The sequence below is a fragment of the Mastigocoleus sp. MO_188.B34 genome, assembly GCF_030065675.1.
In the GTDB taxonomy this organism is placed as follows: Bacteria; Cyanobacteriota; Cyanobacteriia; order Cyanobacteriales; family Nostocaceae; genus Mastigocoleus.
In genome coordinates this window covers 1-15,822 of sequence record NZ_JASJDK010000166.1, presented here as the reverse complement: position 1 = coordinate 15,822, position 15,822 = coordinate 1, and the positions used below count along the sequence as shown (strand labels likewise).

The 15,822-nt window shown below is 38.4% G+C and carries 15 protein-coding genes; 7 read left to right on the top strand and 8 right to left on the bottom strand.

What is annotated here, in order from left to right; translation table 11 throughout:
* Window positions 1-471: 471 nt before the first annotated feature.
* The 3 genes from QNJ50_RS26075 (at window position 472) to QNJ50_RS26065 (ending at window position 2,232) form a co-directional block, all read left to right on the top strand.
* Window positions 472-975 (top strand): DNA-processing protein DprA, encoded by a 504-nt coding sequence (locus QNJ50_RS26075; RefSeq protein ID WP_027844551.1) that lies wholly within the window; start codon window positions 472-474, stop codon window positions 973-975.
* A 244-nt stretch (window positions 976-1,219) separates the two neighbouring features.
* Window positions 1,220-1,639, top strand: a complete 420-nt coding sequence (locus tag QNJ50_RS26070; RefSeq protein WP_300641414.1) for an MAPEG family protein — start codon at window positions 1,220-1,222, stop codon at window positions 1,637-1,639.
* A gap of 101 nt (window positions 1,640-1,740) precedes the next feature.
* Window positions 1,741-2,232: a YajQ family cyclic di-GMP-binding protein gene (locus tag QNJ50_RS26065; protein WP_300641413.1), complete on the top strand. Its 492-nt coding sequence runs from the start codon at window positions 1,741-1,743 to the stop codon at window positions 2,230-2,232.
* A gap of 148 nt (window positions 2,233-2,380) precedes the next feature.
* Here the strand turns inward: QNJ50_RS26065 and QNJ50_RS26060 are convergent, their stop codons facing one another.
* Entirely contained in the window at window positions 2,381-2,935 is a 555-nt protein-coding gene (locus tag QNJ50_RS26060) for a glutathione S-transferase family protein (RefSeq protein ID WP_300641412.1), read from the bottom strand.
* Between the two features lie 545 nt (window positions 2,936-3,480).
* Entirely contained in the window at window positions 3,481-3,942 is a 462-nt protein-coding gene (locus QNJ50_RS26055) for a hypothetical protein (RefSeq protein ID WP_300641410.1), read from the bottom strand.
* Window positions 3,943-4,452: 510 nt separating this feature from the next.
* Here QNJ50_RS26055 and QNJ50_RS26050 point away from each other — a divergent pair.
* A complete protein-coding gene (locus QNJ50_RS26050) occupies window positions 4,453-5,169 on the top strand; it encodes a tetratricopeptide repeat protein (protein ID WP_300641408.1) in 717 nt (238 codons plus the stop codon).
* 400 nt (window positions 5,170-5,569) lie between these two features.
* Here QNJ50_RS26050 and QNJ50_RS26045 read toward each other — a convergent pair whose 3' ends face one another.
* Window positions 5,570-5,959 (bottom strand): hypothetical protein, encoded by a 390-nt coding sequence (locus QNJ50_RS26045; protein ID WP_300641406.1) that lies wholly within the window; start codon window positions 5,957-5,959, stop codon window positions 5,570-5,572.
* 316 nt (window positions 5,960-6,275) lie between these two features.
* Window positions 6,276-6,371: a photosystem I reaction center subunit XII gene (gene psaM, locus QNJ50_RS26040; RefSeq protein ID WP_072207726.1), complete on the bottom strand. Its 96-nt coding sequence runs from the start codon at window positions 6,369-6,371 to the stop codon at window positions 6,276-6,278.
* A gap of 596 nt (window positions 6,372-6,967) precedes the next feature.
* On the opposite strand from psaM, the gene QNJ50_RS26035 reads away from it, so the two are divergent.
* Window positions 6,968-8,224 carry an FGGY-family carbohydrate kinase gene (locus QNJ50_RS26035; RefSeq protein ID WP_300641402.1) on the top strand — a complete coding sequence of 419 codons (1,257 nt, stop codon included), beginning with the start codon at window positions 6,968-6,970 and terminating at the stop codon, window positions 8,222-8,224.
* Between the two features lie 150 nt (window positions 8,225-8,374).
* Here the strand turns inward: QNJ50_RS26035 and QNJ50_RS26030 are convergent, their stop codons facing one another.
* The 4 genes from QNJ50_RS26030 to rpiA form a co-directional block, all read right to left on the bottom strand.
* The gene (locus QNJ50_RS26030; RefSeq protein ID WP_300641415.1) at window positions 8,375-9,364 is read right to left on the bottom strand and encodes a hypothetical protein; all 990 of its coding nucleotides are present in this window, start codon (window positions 9,362-9,364) and stop codon (window positions 8,375-8,377) included.
* Window positions 9,365-9,668: 304 nt separating this feature from the next.
* Complete coding sequence (locus tag QNJ50_RS26025; RefSeq protein WP_300641400.1) at window positions 9,669-10,721, bottom strand: phosphate ABC transporter substrate-binding protein PstS family protein; 1,053 nt, start codon at window positions 10,719-10,721, stop codon at window positions 9,669-9,671.
* 371 nt (window positions 10,722-11,092) lie between these two features.
* Complete coding sequence (locus tag QNJ50_RS26020) at window positions 11,093-11,308, bottom strand: NAD-binding protein (protein ID WP_300641398.1); 216 nt, start codon at window positions 11,306-11,308, stop codon at window positions 11,093-11,095.
* A gap of 141 nt (window positions 11,309-11,449) precedes the next feature.
* Window positions 11,450-12,160, bottom strand: a complete 711-nt coding sequence (gene rpiA, locus QNJ50_RS26015; protein ID WP_300641396.1) for a ribose-5-phosphate isomerase RpiA — start codon at window positions 12,158-12,160, stop codon at window positions 11,450-11,452.
* A 469-nt stretch (window positions 12,161-12,629) separates the two neighbouring features.
* On the opposite strand from rpiA, the gene QNJ50_RS26010 reads away from it, so the two are divergent.
* Both QNJ50_RS26010 and dxs read left to right on the top strand, forming a co-directional pair.
* The gene (locus tag QNJ50_RS26010; RefSeq protein ID WP_300641394.1) at window positions 12,630-13,334 is read left to right on the top strand and encodes an S-layer homology domain-containing protein; all 705 of its coding nucleotides are present in this window, start codon (window positions 12,630-12,632) and stop codon (window positions 13,332-13,334) included.
* Between the two features lie 228 nt (window positions 13,335-13,562).
* Window positions 13,563-15,470 carry a 1-deoxy-D-xylulose-5-phosphate synthase gene (dxs, locus tag QNJ50_RS26005; RefSeq protein WP_300641392.1) on the top strand — a complete coding sequence of 636 codons (1,908 nt, stop codon included), beginning with the start codon at window positions 13,563-13,565 and terminating at the stop codon, window positions 15,468-15,470.
* The last annotated feature ends 352 nt before the right edge of the window (window positions 15,471-15,822 follow it).

Genomic DNA, 15,822 nt, shown 5'->3' with positions numbered 1-15,822 from the left:
AGTCAAGCGCATATACACGAGCCAGTCAAAGCTGAATGCATTCGTCAGATGATGTCAGAACACTTTGATATAGATCGTTTGCTTTCTTTAATTGACTTAAACCCAGTGAAAACCTTGTCTTGAAGGGGATTGGGTACTGGCAACTGGCGACCGGCGCTAGCACTGTGTGCTGCTACTGAGAAGACGCTGCGCGTTTGAGGACATCCTACGGATGAACGTGGTGTTAGCCGTGCGCTCATAGCGGCATATAGGGAGAGAACTACAGAAGAGGCAACTAGCTATACTCAGCCTTAGCCATATAGATTTTGGGTGAGTGAGTATTCAGACTAAAATACTTTTTTCCCATGGGCCAGTCGCCAGTCCCCAGTTATAAATTATAAAAAAATCTGAATTCTAATAACACAAACTGCCGCAACTCTACACTCTGTCTGTTAAAATATCCTGGTCGTTTAATCTGATTCCTTTGATCGTTTGAGTCAGTCAACAGACCTTATAAACCTTGATACGTTAGCGCAAGAACTGGCAACTGTTCAGCAAACAGGTTCCAAGCGTATTGCTTTGCTTGGTTCTCGTCATGTTCCAATTACGCATCAAAATCTCATTGAAATGATGACCTACGCCTTGGTTTTGGCAGGAAATAGGGTCATAACTTCTGGTGCAACGGGTACGAATTCAGCAGCCATTCGTGGAGCAATGCGTGCCGATCCCAATCTTCTAACGGTTATTCTCCCTCAAAGTTTGGAACTCCAACCGTTAGAGTCACGCCAGCAACTAGATCGAGTAATGCATTTAGTCGAAAATTCTAGTAATAATCATCTTTCTCTCGCAGAAGCTAGTTATCTGTGTAATAAAGAGATAGTCTCTCGATGCCAGCAACTAATTTGTTTTGCGTTTCACGACAGTGGTACACTCCTGCAAACTTGTAAAGAAGCAGAAGAACAGAGAAAAGTTGTAACTTTATTCTATTTTGATTAGCTATTACTCGTAGCTCATTAGTCATTAATGACGAATATTGGCAAATATATTTTGCCTATTTTTTAGGTGCAACTAAATAGTAGCTAAAATATGACTGATGGGTGTTGCTGAATAAATAGATATTTGTACTTTCAAAATAAATTGAGGGTTAGCAGCGGCATAATATAAAAAAACAAGCAGCAAAACACTACCTAAACCAGTAAAATTTAAGCCAAATAAATGTTTTAAACTCAAGAAAATTTTGATGGATTTTTTGACGTTGTCTGTGCCTGCAATTCTCTTATATTCTGTTGCTGCTGCTGCCGTACTAATTTATTTACCTTTTATGGTCGTGGGTTATGCGCGCTTTAGCGTCGGTTACGATATTTCTGCTCCTCGTGCTATGTTCGAACAGCTTCCAAGTTATGCCCAACGCGCTACCTGGGCACACCAAAATTCCTTTGAAGCTTTTATGATTTTTGCCGCTGCGGCATTAATGGCGTATGTAACCAACGTTGATTCTATTTGGGCAGAATATGCTGCTATTACTTTTCTAGTTGCGCGATCGCTGTATTCAATTTTTTATATATTAAATGTACCTTTGTTGCGGTCTTTAATGTATGCTGTTGGATCTACTTGTTCGGCTATCCTCATCGTTCTAAGTATTATTCAAGCCAGCAACTAATGAGTTTAATGGTTTTTTCTTGACTATTAATTACCAATTAGTTGGGTTTATTACTTATTTTCAATTCCCTCAGATTAAAACTTTTGAGTCGAAGATTCCTTATGGCTTCTACCTATTCATTTGATATTGTGAGCGATTTCGACAGACAAGAGATGGTTAATGCTGTCGATCAAACTGTACGTGAAATTAAAAGCCGCTACGATCTGAAAGATACTAAAACAACTGTAGAGTTGGGCGAACAAACTATCACTATTAATTCTGATAGTGAATTCACTTTAGATTCCGTCAGCAAAATATTGCGGGAAAAAGCCGCAAAACGCAATCTTTCCCAAAAAATATTTGAATTTGGCAAAATAGAATCTGCTAGTGGCAGTCGAGTAAGGCAAGAGATTACCTTGAAAAAAGGCATTTCTCAGGAAATTGCCAAAAAAATTTCAAAGTTGATTCGCGATGAAATGAAAAAAGTGCAACCCTCTATTCAAGGAGATGCGGTGCGGGTTAGCAGTAAAAGTAAAGATGATTTACAAACGGTGATGCAACGACTTAAACAGGAAGATTATCCGGTTGCGTTGCAATTTATTAATTATCGTTAGTCAATTATTTTTGATGTCACCAGGCTTAGGAATGAGAATTTAATAACCTGTAATTCCAAAATTTGGAATGGTGCGTTACGCGATGCTAACAGCACCCTACTTTTGTACTTTATTTAATCCAGATTCCTTAGCCTGGTAACAAGATCAACTAACGCGCGCCAATAGTATTTTTAAATGCTGGGCGCTCAGAAATTGACTTTATATAATTTAGAACGTGGGGATATTCACTAAGGTCAAGCTTAAGCATGATGGGAATGTAACTTAAGAGAGATCCCACAGCAGCATCAGCAACAGTGAATTCATTTCCCAACACAAAAGGTTGTTTGGCAAAAATTTCCTCTAGGGGAGTCATTAATCTGCTCATCTCGCGTTCGCGATTAGCTTCAATAAAAATACCGGGTCCTAAACTCGCGTTTGCAAATAAAACCCACTGGTAATATTCAGCCCTCTTTTCTGCAGAAATGGCTGCTTTGTCATATTTGTCAGCCAGGTAAAGCAAAATTGCACCCGACTCCCACAGTTTTAAGTCCCCATCAACAATAGCTGGAACTTTACCAATTGGATTGATTTTCAAATATTCGGGCTGACGATGCTCCCCGGATTGCATATCTAAATTCACAAACTCATAGGGTATTTCTAATTCTTCCAAATACCACTTAATAATTGATGCTCGACTGCGAGCCGCACCATATAATTTCAACATAACGAAAAAAGCTCGTAAAAATTAAATTAAGGTTTTAACAACCAAAGTTGTAATAAATATAGCGGTTTATGAGTACGAGGATCTAAAAACTGGCTATCTTCATCTAAAGACCTCCGGAAGTTTGGAAACCGCGTACATTTATGTCGCGGAGGAAAAACGACACGAGCAGTTTTAACTGCCGTGAATTAATATCAAAACGCATAAGAATATCCATCTTTTTTGTGAATAGTTTTGCAGTATTTAGTTCTAGAGCAAGGAACTAGCTACGCATTCCTTGGTAGGTTCTTGAACGCTTGCCGTTAACGAAAGTCTGGTCAACTTAGGGCTGCCAGTTTTTAGGCTGGGTGACCCGTACCTTTAGATCGGGGTCGTTGACACTCTGAAACACACAATTATTGGGAAGAGTTATAGTTAACAATCCCCTTGGGGTAGTTAAACATTTTCGTAAGGTGGGCACTGCCCACATTACAATTTCTGGGAGTACTTTACCGCTAGAAGTCAATTGTTCCGATCACAAAATAGCTCGAGCGACAAAACTTATCGAGCTATAAAACTTTATGGGTATGGGAATGTTGTTTCACGTTGTCATCTTTGGTAACGTTCCGAGTTGCATTGAGTACGCGCTTTCGTTCTGTTGAGAATTGGAAGTCCTCATAGGTTGTACCTAACGGAATTAAACGTTCCGCTTCGTTACGCTTGTAAGTTCTTGCTGCAGCAAATGCTCTTTCAATAAACTCTTCGGAAAATTGTGATGATTTAGGAAATTGTGCAGGTACTTGAAGTGCATCTTCTTTAAGAACTTCCCCTAAAGATGTAGCATAAGCAAATTTGTAGGAAGTAGGGATACCTTTAACAAGTGCGCCTAAAGCTGCAGAAGGAATTGGCTCTATAACTTCAACTTGATGGACTTCTCCATCATCCCTCACAAAACAAATTGCAAGACCAATAACAAAGTAATCATCGGCTCTGAGGTCGGGAGCCTGAGTATAGGATATTTCGGTTGTCATAACAAAATTTTTCAAAAATTTAAGTTTTGTCAAGCAAGCCTGAATCGCTTGCAAGCATTTTACCAAGTTGTCGCTGTTAAGCCTTTAATGCTATTTTTTATTAATTTTTGGCAACTAATTTTTGTTATCTTCAGGAATTTGGGTTCGTACGAGTGTATTCAATTAATAATTACTTTTAAATGGGAATTAGATGAAATTCAAAACTCTTAGCTCAAGAGTTTCAGTTTAAGGAAGCTTTATTAACGAAATTCGTGGTTATTGTCGTGAAATGAGCTTACTTCAAATTCTAATTCACATAATGGGCGTAATTTACAACTGCATATCTGATATAAGCCGTACTCTATTTATTAAGACAGCTAGTTGAAACACTTAAATTTAAGGTTGGGATCTGATTGGACATGATGTGTCTCACCAAGTAAGAATAGAGAATCGACTTAATCATTCAGGGGCATAAGACCAGCATTATCAAAACTAGCAAGTTTACGAAGCAAGCAGATTGGGCAGGAATATATGAACAGTCGCTTTTTTTTAGCATCTGGTGACGAACAAGATGAAGAATGTAAAGTCGTTTTAGGGCTAACATCTGATTCCGAACCTGGAGTCATCAATCTTTGTGAAACATCTACTTTCAATGCGCGATACTTACGCTATGATGCACTGACAAAAGCTCAGCAGGGTGATTACCAAAAAGCCATTGCACTTTTAAGTCAGTTAATTTACTGCCATCCCCAAAATGCAGTTGATTATAACAATCGAGGACTAATTTATTTTGAAAGCGGCGAAATACAAAAAGCCGTTTCTGATTACAATACGGCATTAAAATTAAATCCAAATTTAGCAAGTGCTTACAATAATCGTGCCAACTCCTACGCAGCTTCTGGACGATTGGCTGATGCAATTGCTGACTACGACCGGGCATTGGATCTAAATCCGAGTTATGTTAGGGCTTGGATTAATCGAGGTATTACCTGGCGCGAACTTGGACAATATTCTGAAGCAATTGATAATTTTGAAGTTGCCTTAGTATTCGAACAACTGGAAACATATATATTCGCACAAAGAGGCAGGACATATCATATTTGGGGCGATTGGAATTGTGCGATCGCCGATTATCGTCGCGTCCTAAATCATTTAGAAAATAATGCCGAAGTTGCCGATAATTCAGGATACCGCTTGCGTTTACAAGTGGAAAATTGGTTAGATGAACTACTTTCACCCCAGCACTAAGATGTTACTTCTAAGATGCTGAATATAAAGTTCTAAATATATTCTTTTGATTTAAATAGAGTGTAGTCAAAAATATAACTAGAATTTGAATAAAGCACTGAATTTTGAAGGTTAATTTTAACAACTGACTTTTAAAAAATGATAATTGCATGATGGAATAATAAGCATGCAGTTATCACTCATTAAAAGTTAGGTTTTTTAATTTCCAGATAAAATGAGATTAGTTTAGGATATATATTTACGTTTACTGCAAATTATAAGTCTGTAAATTTCAAGCTGTAAATCTCAAGCTATAAATCTCAAGCTATAAATCTGAAGATTTCGAGTTAACGATTTCGAGCTAAAAATTTTGAATTACTCGCAATTTCCTTGATATTTCCCTAAAAGAAACTACAATTCATTACTCAATCTCTACATTATTTCGGAAAACTACTTGCTTTTGTCCGGGGCGAAATCGATATCCTTGTTGTTGCATTAAAACTTTAGATTGGCGGGGATCAAAATTACGCTTGAGTTCAAGTTGTAAATTATTTACCCTTTCTTGTGTTAAATTAACCTCAGTGCGAATTGCTCGTAGCTTATCCTGTTGCGACCAATGATGGGGAAGAAGTTGTGTTAAGGCAGATATTGCAGCAGTAGCGATCGCCAAATTCACTCCAATCTTGATAGTTGTTTCCAAAGCCATTATATGGTGAGAACGTTGACGCAGACGGCGTTTAGGGCGTTCTATCACTCGGCGGCTTGGTGGTGCTTGTGTAACTTCTGGTCTGGGATGTTGAAGTGCGTTCATGATGCTATAGATAACCTCGATATTTGTGACAAATTACACCTTGAGCCGAATCAAATCAAGGGAATACCTGTGTGTAGTGCAATTTGATTTTGCTAATTACTGCAAATAACTGCGAATTAATGGGAATTAATATTAATGGGAATTAATGAAACCTAGTAGTTGCGACCCTAATATAGTTCAGTATAAATAATAATCCTGGCGCATGAAGGTAATTATCTGCACACTATTGCCGGTATACAAGCAAAAGTATTCGATATTCCGTTCTTTATGCAACCAGGATTTGTAACTCTACAATTTAGTTAAGTCAATAACTAACTTATTTGTAAAGTTCGGTTGCTAAACGCCAAGCCAATAAACCTGGGAGTAGCGCTACAACAAGAGCTATATACACTTGGGTATCAGATAAGGACATAGTTAGAAACCTCTTACTTTCAACAGAACTTTTTTGTAGTTCGTTTACTAATTTTCCATTTTATTTTTCCTAATAATTGTTAAGAATCATTAGGAAAAATTTCTTGCTGAGTTGTACTTCTTTAGCTTCCTGCTTGCCCATAACTGGCACCGTGGGCGGTACTCTGTTATAAACATCAAGGTTGCTAATAGTCAATATTTTTCAATAAATGACATCAACTCAAAGTAACGACACTCAACTTGTTTTTTTGCTTGACAAGTGATGTGAATTTGCGCCTTAAATCTTAAATTATCACCAAAAATTGGCTTGTTGAGTGAAGTTTGTTTCAAATATAAACAAAGTTGTTATTTGTTGATTTGTAAGAAAGGTTAATTAACTCAGTCTTATTTGGATACTAGAAGAGGTTGTTACAAAATGAAACAATTAAGCGAGATAACCAAAAATTGAAAACTGGTTGCAGAACGCTGAAAATAGCGGAAAAAGTTTATTTTTTGCGGACTTCCTTTTTTCTTCTAGCCTGTAGCTGTTAATTCCTGACTATTAGGTTCTGTTATTCTTATGATTTATCACTTAAATATAAATAAAAGCTATTAAAAATGAGTTTATATTTGGGAATCGATTTTGGAACATCGGGTGTGCGGGCTGCCATTATAGATGGTGGGGCTAATATTAGAGCTGAAGCACGTCGCTCTTTTGAAGTATCTGAACCATCGAAACGGGCGAATTACTGGCGACAAGTTTTATTTGGTTTGCTAGGAGAAATTCCTCAACAGCTACGACAAGAAATTAACAGTATTACGATTAACGGTACTTCTGGGACTGTCCTCCTGTGCGATCGCAACGGTAATCCGGTAGATGAACCCCTAATGTACAATGACAACCGTTCTGCTTCTGTATTGGAGATACTCAGAAAATTTGCTCCAGCTAAGCATACAGTGTTAAGCGCCACATCTAGCTTGGCAAAACTTTTGTGGATGTCCCAATTACCATCTTTCTCCCAAGCTAAATATTTTCTCCATCAAGCGGACTGGTTAGGATTTCTGTTGCACGGACAATTGGGTATTAGTGATTATCACAATGCTTTGAAACTTGGTTACGACGTGGAAGCATTTAAATATCCAGATTGGCTGCAAAGTTTGCAAATTCCGATTCAACTTCCTCAAATATGCGCTCCGGGTACTCCTATTAGTCAAATTCGTTCAGAACTTGCATTTGAATATGGTTTATCTCCCAACTGTTTAATTTGTGCTGGGACAACAGATAGTATTGCAGCATTTATTGCTAGCGGTGCTAATTCTCCCGGGGAAGCTGTAACGTCCTTAGGTTCTACCCTCGCTGTGAAACTTTTGAGTCGTACCCGCATAGAAGATGCAAAATATGGAATTTATAGTCACCGTTTAGGGGATCTGTGGTTAGCTGGTGGTGCTTCCAATACTGGTGGTGCAGTACTCAAGGAATTTTTTACCCTGGCTGAGTTAGAAAGTCTCAGTCATCAAATCGATCCCACCCAAAAAAGTGGTTTGGATTATTACCCATTATTGAAAACAGGAGAACGTTTTCCCATTAACGATCCGAATTTAGCGCCGAAATTGGAACCACGTCCTAGCGATCGCGTGGAGTTTTTACACGGTTTATTGGAAGGGATGAGTCGAATTGAGGCTCAGGGTTATGAGTTATTACAGATATTGGGAGCAGATAGGCTAACTCGGGTTTACACTGCTGGCGGTGGTGCAGCAAATGATACTTGGACAGACATTAGGAGGCGTCATTTGGGAGTTCCGATGATAGAACCTAAGAATTCGGAAGCTGCTTATGGTAGTGCTTTGTTGGCGATGGCGGGGAGTATGGTGTAAGTAAGGGATTGGGGATTAGCGACTGGGAATGTAAAAAAATAAGAGGTGGAGGAGCCTTTAAGCTTTGTTTCCCATCAGGCTAAGCCTGGGAACCAGAACAAGAGCCAAAGACTTGGGCGCACGTCGGTGCGCTCCTACTCAACACTTAATCTATTCACCTTGGTGAATTTTTTGGTAAACCATATCCCGCAAGATGTTAGCTTTTTGATTGGTAATCGATGTATGTAAACTTTGGAAGGTCATTCGCACCAGCAGGTTTTTTTGATTGGGTTGAATACCTAAGCGTTGAATTGCCTTTTGGGGAAGTTGATGATAGTTAGTTTCACTTAGTATATCTACTGATGCTAATAACTCTAGGTCATCAGCTAATACCTCGGTTATCTGTTCGCAAATGTCCTCTAACTCTGTATCTAAGCTAGTGACAATTGATAGATCCCGGCTAATACTAGGTTGATTTGAAACAGCTTGATAGGTTTCCAGATTTGTCATCTGGGTTGCAATTTGAGGATGAGTACTTCGCAACAAACGAATATCATCAATTCCTTTGACTAACATTGCTAATCTGTCTAATCCCCAACCAGATGCTAAACCAATGTAACCAGGTTGAAGCAAATCTGGGCGTGCGTCTCCACATTCCCCAATTTCAATCCACTTACCATCAACTAACACCTCAATTTCTAAACCATTGAGAGTATAGGGGTGTGAAGTTTCATTTAAACGGTAAGATACATTGGGAAGAATTGCATGGAGAATATTTTCAATGAATCTTACCTTGGAAAGGTGACCTTTGAAATCTCTAGATATTAACCAAACATCCATTTGATGTGGTTCACCTACATGACGTTTATCCACCACATCGCGCCGATAACAAATACCGGGATGAATGATGAGATTTTCCTCCTGTAAGTAAGGAAGTATCTCTGGCATTATGGCAGTAGTATGAGTTCTAAGCAGAGTATCCTTGCTCAGATAACGAGTATATTTTGGCGATCTCGATAAACTTTCTGTGGGGAAGTACAGTTTATCGAAATTGTTTGTAATTGTAGTAATTGGAGAGGAACGCCAGATTATCGGTTCTGGATAATCGGATTCATACAAAGATTCTGCTATTTTGTAAACGATGAGATTGATGGTGTGAATACCATTAGCTGGATTTGTTAGATCCAGCTTTAGAAGTCCCGATGGTTCATTTTTTGCCTCTCTTTAGTATTTAATGGTAATACAATTATAATACAAAAGCATCAAGGGTAATTCCGTTCAAATTCATTTTTAATATACAAGTGTGTTAGAACAAAATAAAAATTTGATTGTTGGAATAACTCAGAATTTGCCGTAATGCACCCATTTAACATGGTGCGTTAGACCTATTAAATTTATTATTAAAGTCAGGTATAGTAATGGGTCTAACACACACTACAGCGATCCAATCGTCAATCCCCAAGCCCTAAAACTCCGCTCGTTTACGCAATACTTCACCAATAGTTAAATCCAGACTGGTTTCTCCTCCAAATACCGTTCCTGCTTTACCTTTATAAAATTGAAGGTTTGCTAACTGATAAGCATCTTTAGGTAAAGGGACATATCCCACAGAAGCAACTGTTGTCGGTGCTTGTTTGATATAGAAATTTACAAAGTTTCTCAACGCTTCTTTCTTTTGAGCAGATTTAATATTTATGTATATAAACAAAGGACGAGAAAGTGGTTGATACTGTGCTTTTTCAACGGTTTCCCTAGAAGGTGGTATCGCACCTTTACCGCTATTGATCGCCAGTGATTTTAATTTATCTTTGTTCTCTTCATAATAGCCATAGCCAAAATAACCCAAAGCATTCGGGTCTTTAGCGATCCCCGAAACTAGAACTTCATCATCCTCACTAGCTGTATAGTCGTCACGACTTTCCCCAGATTTACCAACTACTGCTTTAGTAAAGTAGTCAAAAGTACCAGATTTCTTATCAGCACCATATAAGTTCAATGATCGATCCGGAAAAGAAGCCCGTACTTGGTTCCAATTAGTAATTTTTCCTTGAGCTGCTGGTTCCCAAATTTTCTTTAATTCTGCGATCGCAATTTCTTTAGCCCATGTGTTTTGAGGATGCACTGCAACGGTTAAAGCATCAAAAGCTATGGGAAGTTCGGTGAAGAGGACGCTGTTGGAAGTACAGGTTTTTAATTCTTCCTTTAAAATTGGACGGGAGGCGTTAGCAATGTCTATTTCTCCCTTACAGAATTTTTCAAATCCACTTGTGGTACCAGAAAAACTTACTTCGACTGGTACTTTATTCTCTGCTTTGTAATTTTTTGCTATAGCTTCTGTAATTGGATATACGGTACTCGAACCATCTATCTTAATTGTCTGAACTACTTGAGAGTTAGCAGCTTCAGTTACATTTTTCTCTGACTCAGTTTTACTGGAGGTGTCAGATGCATTGTTGCAACCGACTGTCAGAATTAATATCCCTAGCCCAAGAGCTATTTTCTTTGCTGTTGCTTTCATAAGTAATTTCTACAATTATTCTTTATATCAATAGAATTTGATACTACCAAACTCAGGAAAACATAACACATACAAGCAGTTGAATACACTTAACTGTCTTGTGTATTAGTTTGCTTGCATTGTTATAGATTTTAATGCTTTAAGCTTAATGGTCGAAAATGCTTAATAATCAGCCAAAATTCCCAGTTTAGACTTATTAACTTGTGATGCAGTAGCGCGATCACAAGTAGTAATAATAATCTAGTTATATTGCTGCAACTTATCTTGGGACGTACAAAATTTACCATGCCCCTAGCTTTTACATTGTCCTAGTTTATACGAATAGTTGCAAGAGATGAGTTAAGAATCTTTATAGATGTTTTCTTCAAAAACTAATAAATAAGATTTTTCAAATCTTGACTATCTGCACCTTTCATAACTACCACTCGGGTAGCAATTTCCTCCAATTCCGCGACCCGCTCCTGTCTTGTAGTGGTTACTGTTACTGAATGACCCTGCTCTTGATACCAATAACGTGAAGCAGCAGTTCCCACATAACCACAACCAATAATGGCAATTTTATTCAAAACGCTGTGGTGAGTAGTCATTTATCTGCGAATAAACCCCTTTTTTATTATTTCTCTAACTAATAATTTTTCTTTGGAAGATAAAGAATCCTCATACCTTCACAAGACCTTGCGGTTACAGGTAGAGGAATATTAAAAGTTTGAAACGATGGAGTTAAATTTTTACATTTCCCGGACTACGGGTTTACCATCTTTAACTTCACCAATTAAAACTTTATCCGCACAGTTTACAAAAATACCGTTTTCCAGAACTCCAGGAATATTATTCAAAGTTTTTTCTAAGTTAACAGGGTCGGGAATATCATCAAACTTGACATCTACCACTAAATTACCTTGATCGGTGACAACAGGACCAGCTTTTTTTACACCCATGCGTAGTTCTGGCTTACCACCGAGCTTTGCGATCGCATTCATTACCGGGGTAACAGCCATTGGAATAACTTCTACTGGTACAGCAAAAACCGAACCAAGTTTGTTAACTAGTTTACCTGAATCTATAACCACAATAAATTGATTTGCCAGGTAATCCACAACTTTTTCCCTGGTATGGGCTGCACCACCACCTTTGATTAGATTTTTTTGTGGATCGACTTCATCAGCACCATCAATGGCAATATCAATGTGGTCAATCGCATCTAATGTAGTTAAAGGAATACCATATTGTTTGGAAAGTACCTCAGCTTGAAAAGATGTGGGGACACCAACAATATCTTTTATTTCCCCTGACTTAAGACGTTCGCCAATAAATTGAATTGCATACGCAGTGGTGGAACCGGTTCCCAAACCAACTATAGAATTGGACTGAATCAAATTGGCTGCTGCTCTACCAACTTCTTGCTTCATTAGCTGTACTGGATCTGCTGCTGCGGTCATTTTCAAATCTCCTCTCAAATCTCCTCAATTACTCATTTGTTATTTGTTCTTGGTTATTTGTTTTGCAAACAGTAACTAATGACCAAAGAGCAATAACCATAAGTCCACATTAGCAGTCAGACGTCATTCACTCACATATTTGTCAGCAACTCTAGTCTTAAGATTTGAAGCTTCACCGAACCGAAAAAAACAATTATTTGAACTTGAGCACTACTCAGAATTTGGCAAACTAGAAATTTATTAACGATTGTCTTGTTGTTGTCATTAAAATTACACAATCATCATTAGTCAGAAAAACACATACAAAAAAGCTTTTAACTGCATAGAAAAATCCTGATACTTGAACAAAATAAGTATTTATACAATAAAACTTTAGGAAACTATGAACTTCTCTAAAATGTCTTAATAAAATGTGAAGTTAAATTTCTCAAATAGTTTATTTAACAGATTGTTTATTTAGGTTTAAAACATGCGTCACTTTACCAGTGCTCTATCATTAGTGGCATTAGTACAATTACTAGCCATTCCAGTATACGCTCAAACAACGCCAGAACAAAAAACACCGAAGCAAACAACGACTCAAACATCATTTGACCCCATACAAAAGGTCATTAGTGCAAACTTAATGAACAAATTCCCTGACGGTGACTTTCATCCAGAAAGATTTATGAGTCGGGCAGAGTTGGCTTCAATTATGGTGAAAACTTTTTTACTCGACAAACAAAAAGCAGCGAGTAAAGATAACATCAATGTGACTGATGTCTCTTCCTCACATTGGGCATTTCAAGATATCCAAACAGTTTTAAAAACCGGTGTCATGAAAGGATACCGAGGAAACTTATTTTTTCCCAACCAGAAAGTTACCAGAGCAGAAGCTTTAGCTATTTTTGCCCAAGCCTATGGTGTTTTCCAGTTTCCCGAAGCAACAGTAAATGAAATTCTAGCCAAATTTCCAGACCAAAAATCAATTCCTCAATGGGCAAGAAAAGCTGTAGCTACGACTGTTACAGGAGGATTTGTGAATCAAAAAGCTGATGGGAATCTTTCTCCACTCAAACCCATGACAAGGGGTGATATGGCATATGTACTTAGTAGATATTTACAAAGACAACAAAGAAATCCATACACACCAGAAGTTACCCCTATTAACAATACTTCAACTGCACCAATATAGATTTTTTAGTTAATGCAATTTGGGTTAAAGGCAAAATTTATCTTTGATTGTCATACTGCTCAGTAAATAGTATAATTATCGCCTTTTTCCCATTTATTTCTGTGATTTTTCCTCAAAAAACACCTTCTTTGATTATTTTTTTTCAGAATCCGATTTAACTTGTCCCTATCAAGAACCCAGGCGTGGCAAAATCAAAAATACTAGACCTTGAGAGGACAACCTTAAAGTATGCATCTTAGTGACATCACTCATCCCAACCAATTGCATGGATTGTCAATTCGGCAGTTAGAACAAATTGCTCGTCAGATTCGAGACAAGCATCTTCAAACTGTTGCAGCGTCAGGGGGACACCTCGGTCCAGGGTTGGGTGTAGTTGAATTAACTCTGGGACTTTATCAAACATTGGATTTAGATCGAGATAAAGTAATTTGGGATGTGGGACATCAAGCTTATCCCCACAAACTAATTACTGGTCGTTATGACAAATTCAGTACTTTACGGCAAAAAGACGGAATAGCAGGTTACCTCAAGCGCTGTGAAAGTAAATTTGACCATTTTGGCGCAGGACATGCTTCTACCAGCATCTCGGCAGGTTTAGGAATGGCTTTGGCTCGAGATATGAAGGGTGAGAAATTTAAAGTGGCTGCGGTTATTGGTGACGGTGCTCTAACAGGTGGTATGGCATTAGAAGCAATTAATCATGCCGGACATTTGCCTAATACTAAATTATTGGTTGTCCTCAACGACAACGAAATGTCAATTTCTCCTAACGTTGGTGCGATTCCTCGCTATCTCAACAAAATGCGGTTATCGCCACCCATGCAATTCCTTTCAGATAATTTTGAAGAACAATTTAAGCAAATTCCTTTTGTTGGGGAATCTCTTTCTCCTGAACTGGGTCGGATTAAGGAGGGAATGAAGCGATTGGCTATTCCTAAAGTAGGTGCTGTGGTTGAAGAACTTGGCTTTACCTATATGGGACCAGTTGACGGACATAATCTTGAAGAACTAATTACCACCTTTGGACAAGCACACGAAATTGATGGTCCTGTTTTGGTACATGTTGTCACAACCAAAGGTAAAGGCTATGAAATCGCCGAAAAAGATAAGGTCGGTTACCACGCACAGTCACCTTTCAATTTGACAACAGGAAAAGCCATTCCCTCCAGCAAACCAAAACCTCCCAAATATTCCAAGGTTTTTGCCCATACTTTAGTCAAGTTAGCAGAGCAAAACCCAAAAATTATTGGTATTACTGCCGCAATGGCGACAGGAACCGGCTTAGATAAACTTCAAGCCAAGTTACCACAACAATATATCGATGTTGGCATTGCCGAACAACATGCTGTTACCCTTGCTGCAGGTTTAGCTTGCGAGGGTATGCGTCCGGTTGCAGCAATTTACTCTACTTTCCTGCAACGCGCTTATGACCAAATTATTCATGATGTTTGCATTCAGAATCTACCAGTATTTTTCTGCTTAGATCGGGCAGGAATTGTCGGGGCTGATGGTCCTACTCACCAAGGGATGTATGATATTTCTTACCTGCGCTGTATTCCTAATATGGTTTTAATGGCACCAAAAGATGAAGCAGAAATGCAGCGAATGGTAGTCACAGGTGTTAACCACACAACAGGTCCAATTGCCATGCGTTTCCCTCGCGGTAACGGCTACGGAGTTCCTCTGATGGAAGAAGGTTGGGAACCAATAGAAATTGGTAAAGGAGAAATTCTCCGCAATGGGGATGACCTATTGATTGTTGCCTATGGTACGATGGTACACCCTGGCGTACAAGTAGCAGAAATTCTCCGCGAACATGGTATCGAAGCCACTGTGATTAATGCTCGGTTTGCTAAACCTTTGGATACAGAATTAATTTTGCCACTAGCAGAAAAAATCGGTCGTGTTGTCACCCTTGAAGAAGGTTCTGTTATTGGTGGTTTTGGTTCCGGGCTAGCTGAAGCTTTATTGGATAATGATGTTGTTGTTCCCGTTAAACGGATCGGCGTACCAGATGTCCTAGTAGATCACGCTCAACCAGATGAAAGTAAAGCTACACTCGGTTTAACCACTCCGGCGATTGCTGAAAGAATTTTGCAAGCTTTCTTTAGGCAACAGGTATCGGCAGTTGTTTGATAGATTAAACATTAAACTTGCCATCTAAAGACACTTCCACGCACAAGAAACTTGCCGTACCCTAATATCAGTGACAATTTAATTTCTTGCTGCGTGACAAGTGTCAACTTGGTATAATTTCAAGAGATATAGGAGATAGAAAACAAAAAATATATCTCTCAATTAATCCTCTGAAAGGCGTATTTATTCTTATACAAACACCTTATGGGGTTAAAGTATTGAGAACTAGTAGTCTGTCAATTTTGAGTTGAGGGATACAAAAACACGATAATCTATAAACACCCAAATCAATCTGGTGTGTGTGATGCCCAAGAAAAAATACATTGTCTCCCTAACAGTAGAAGAAAGAGAA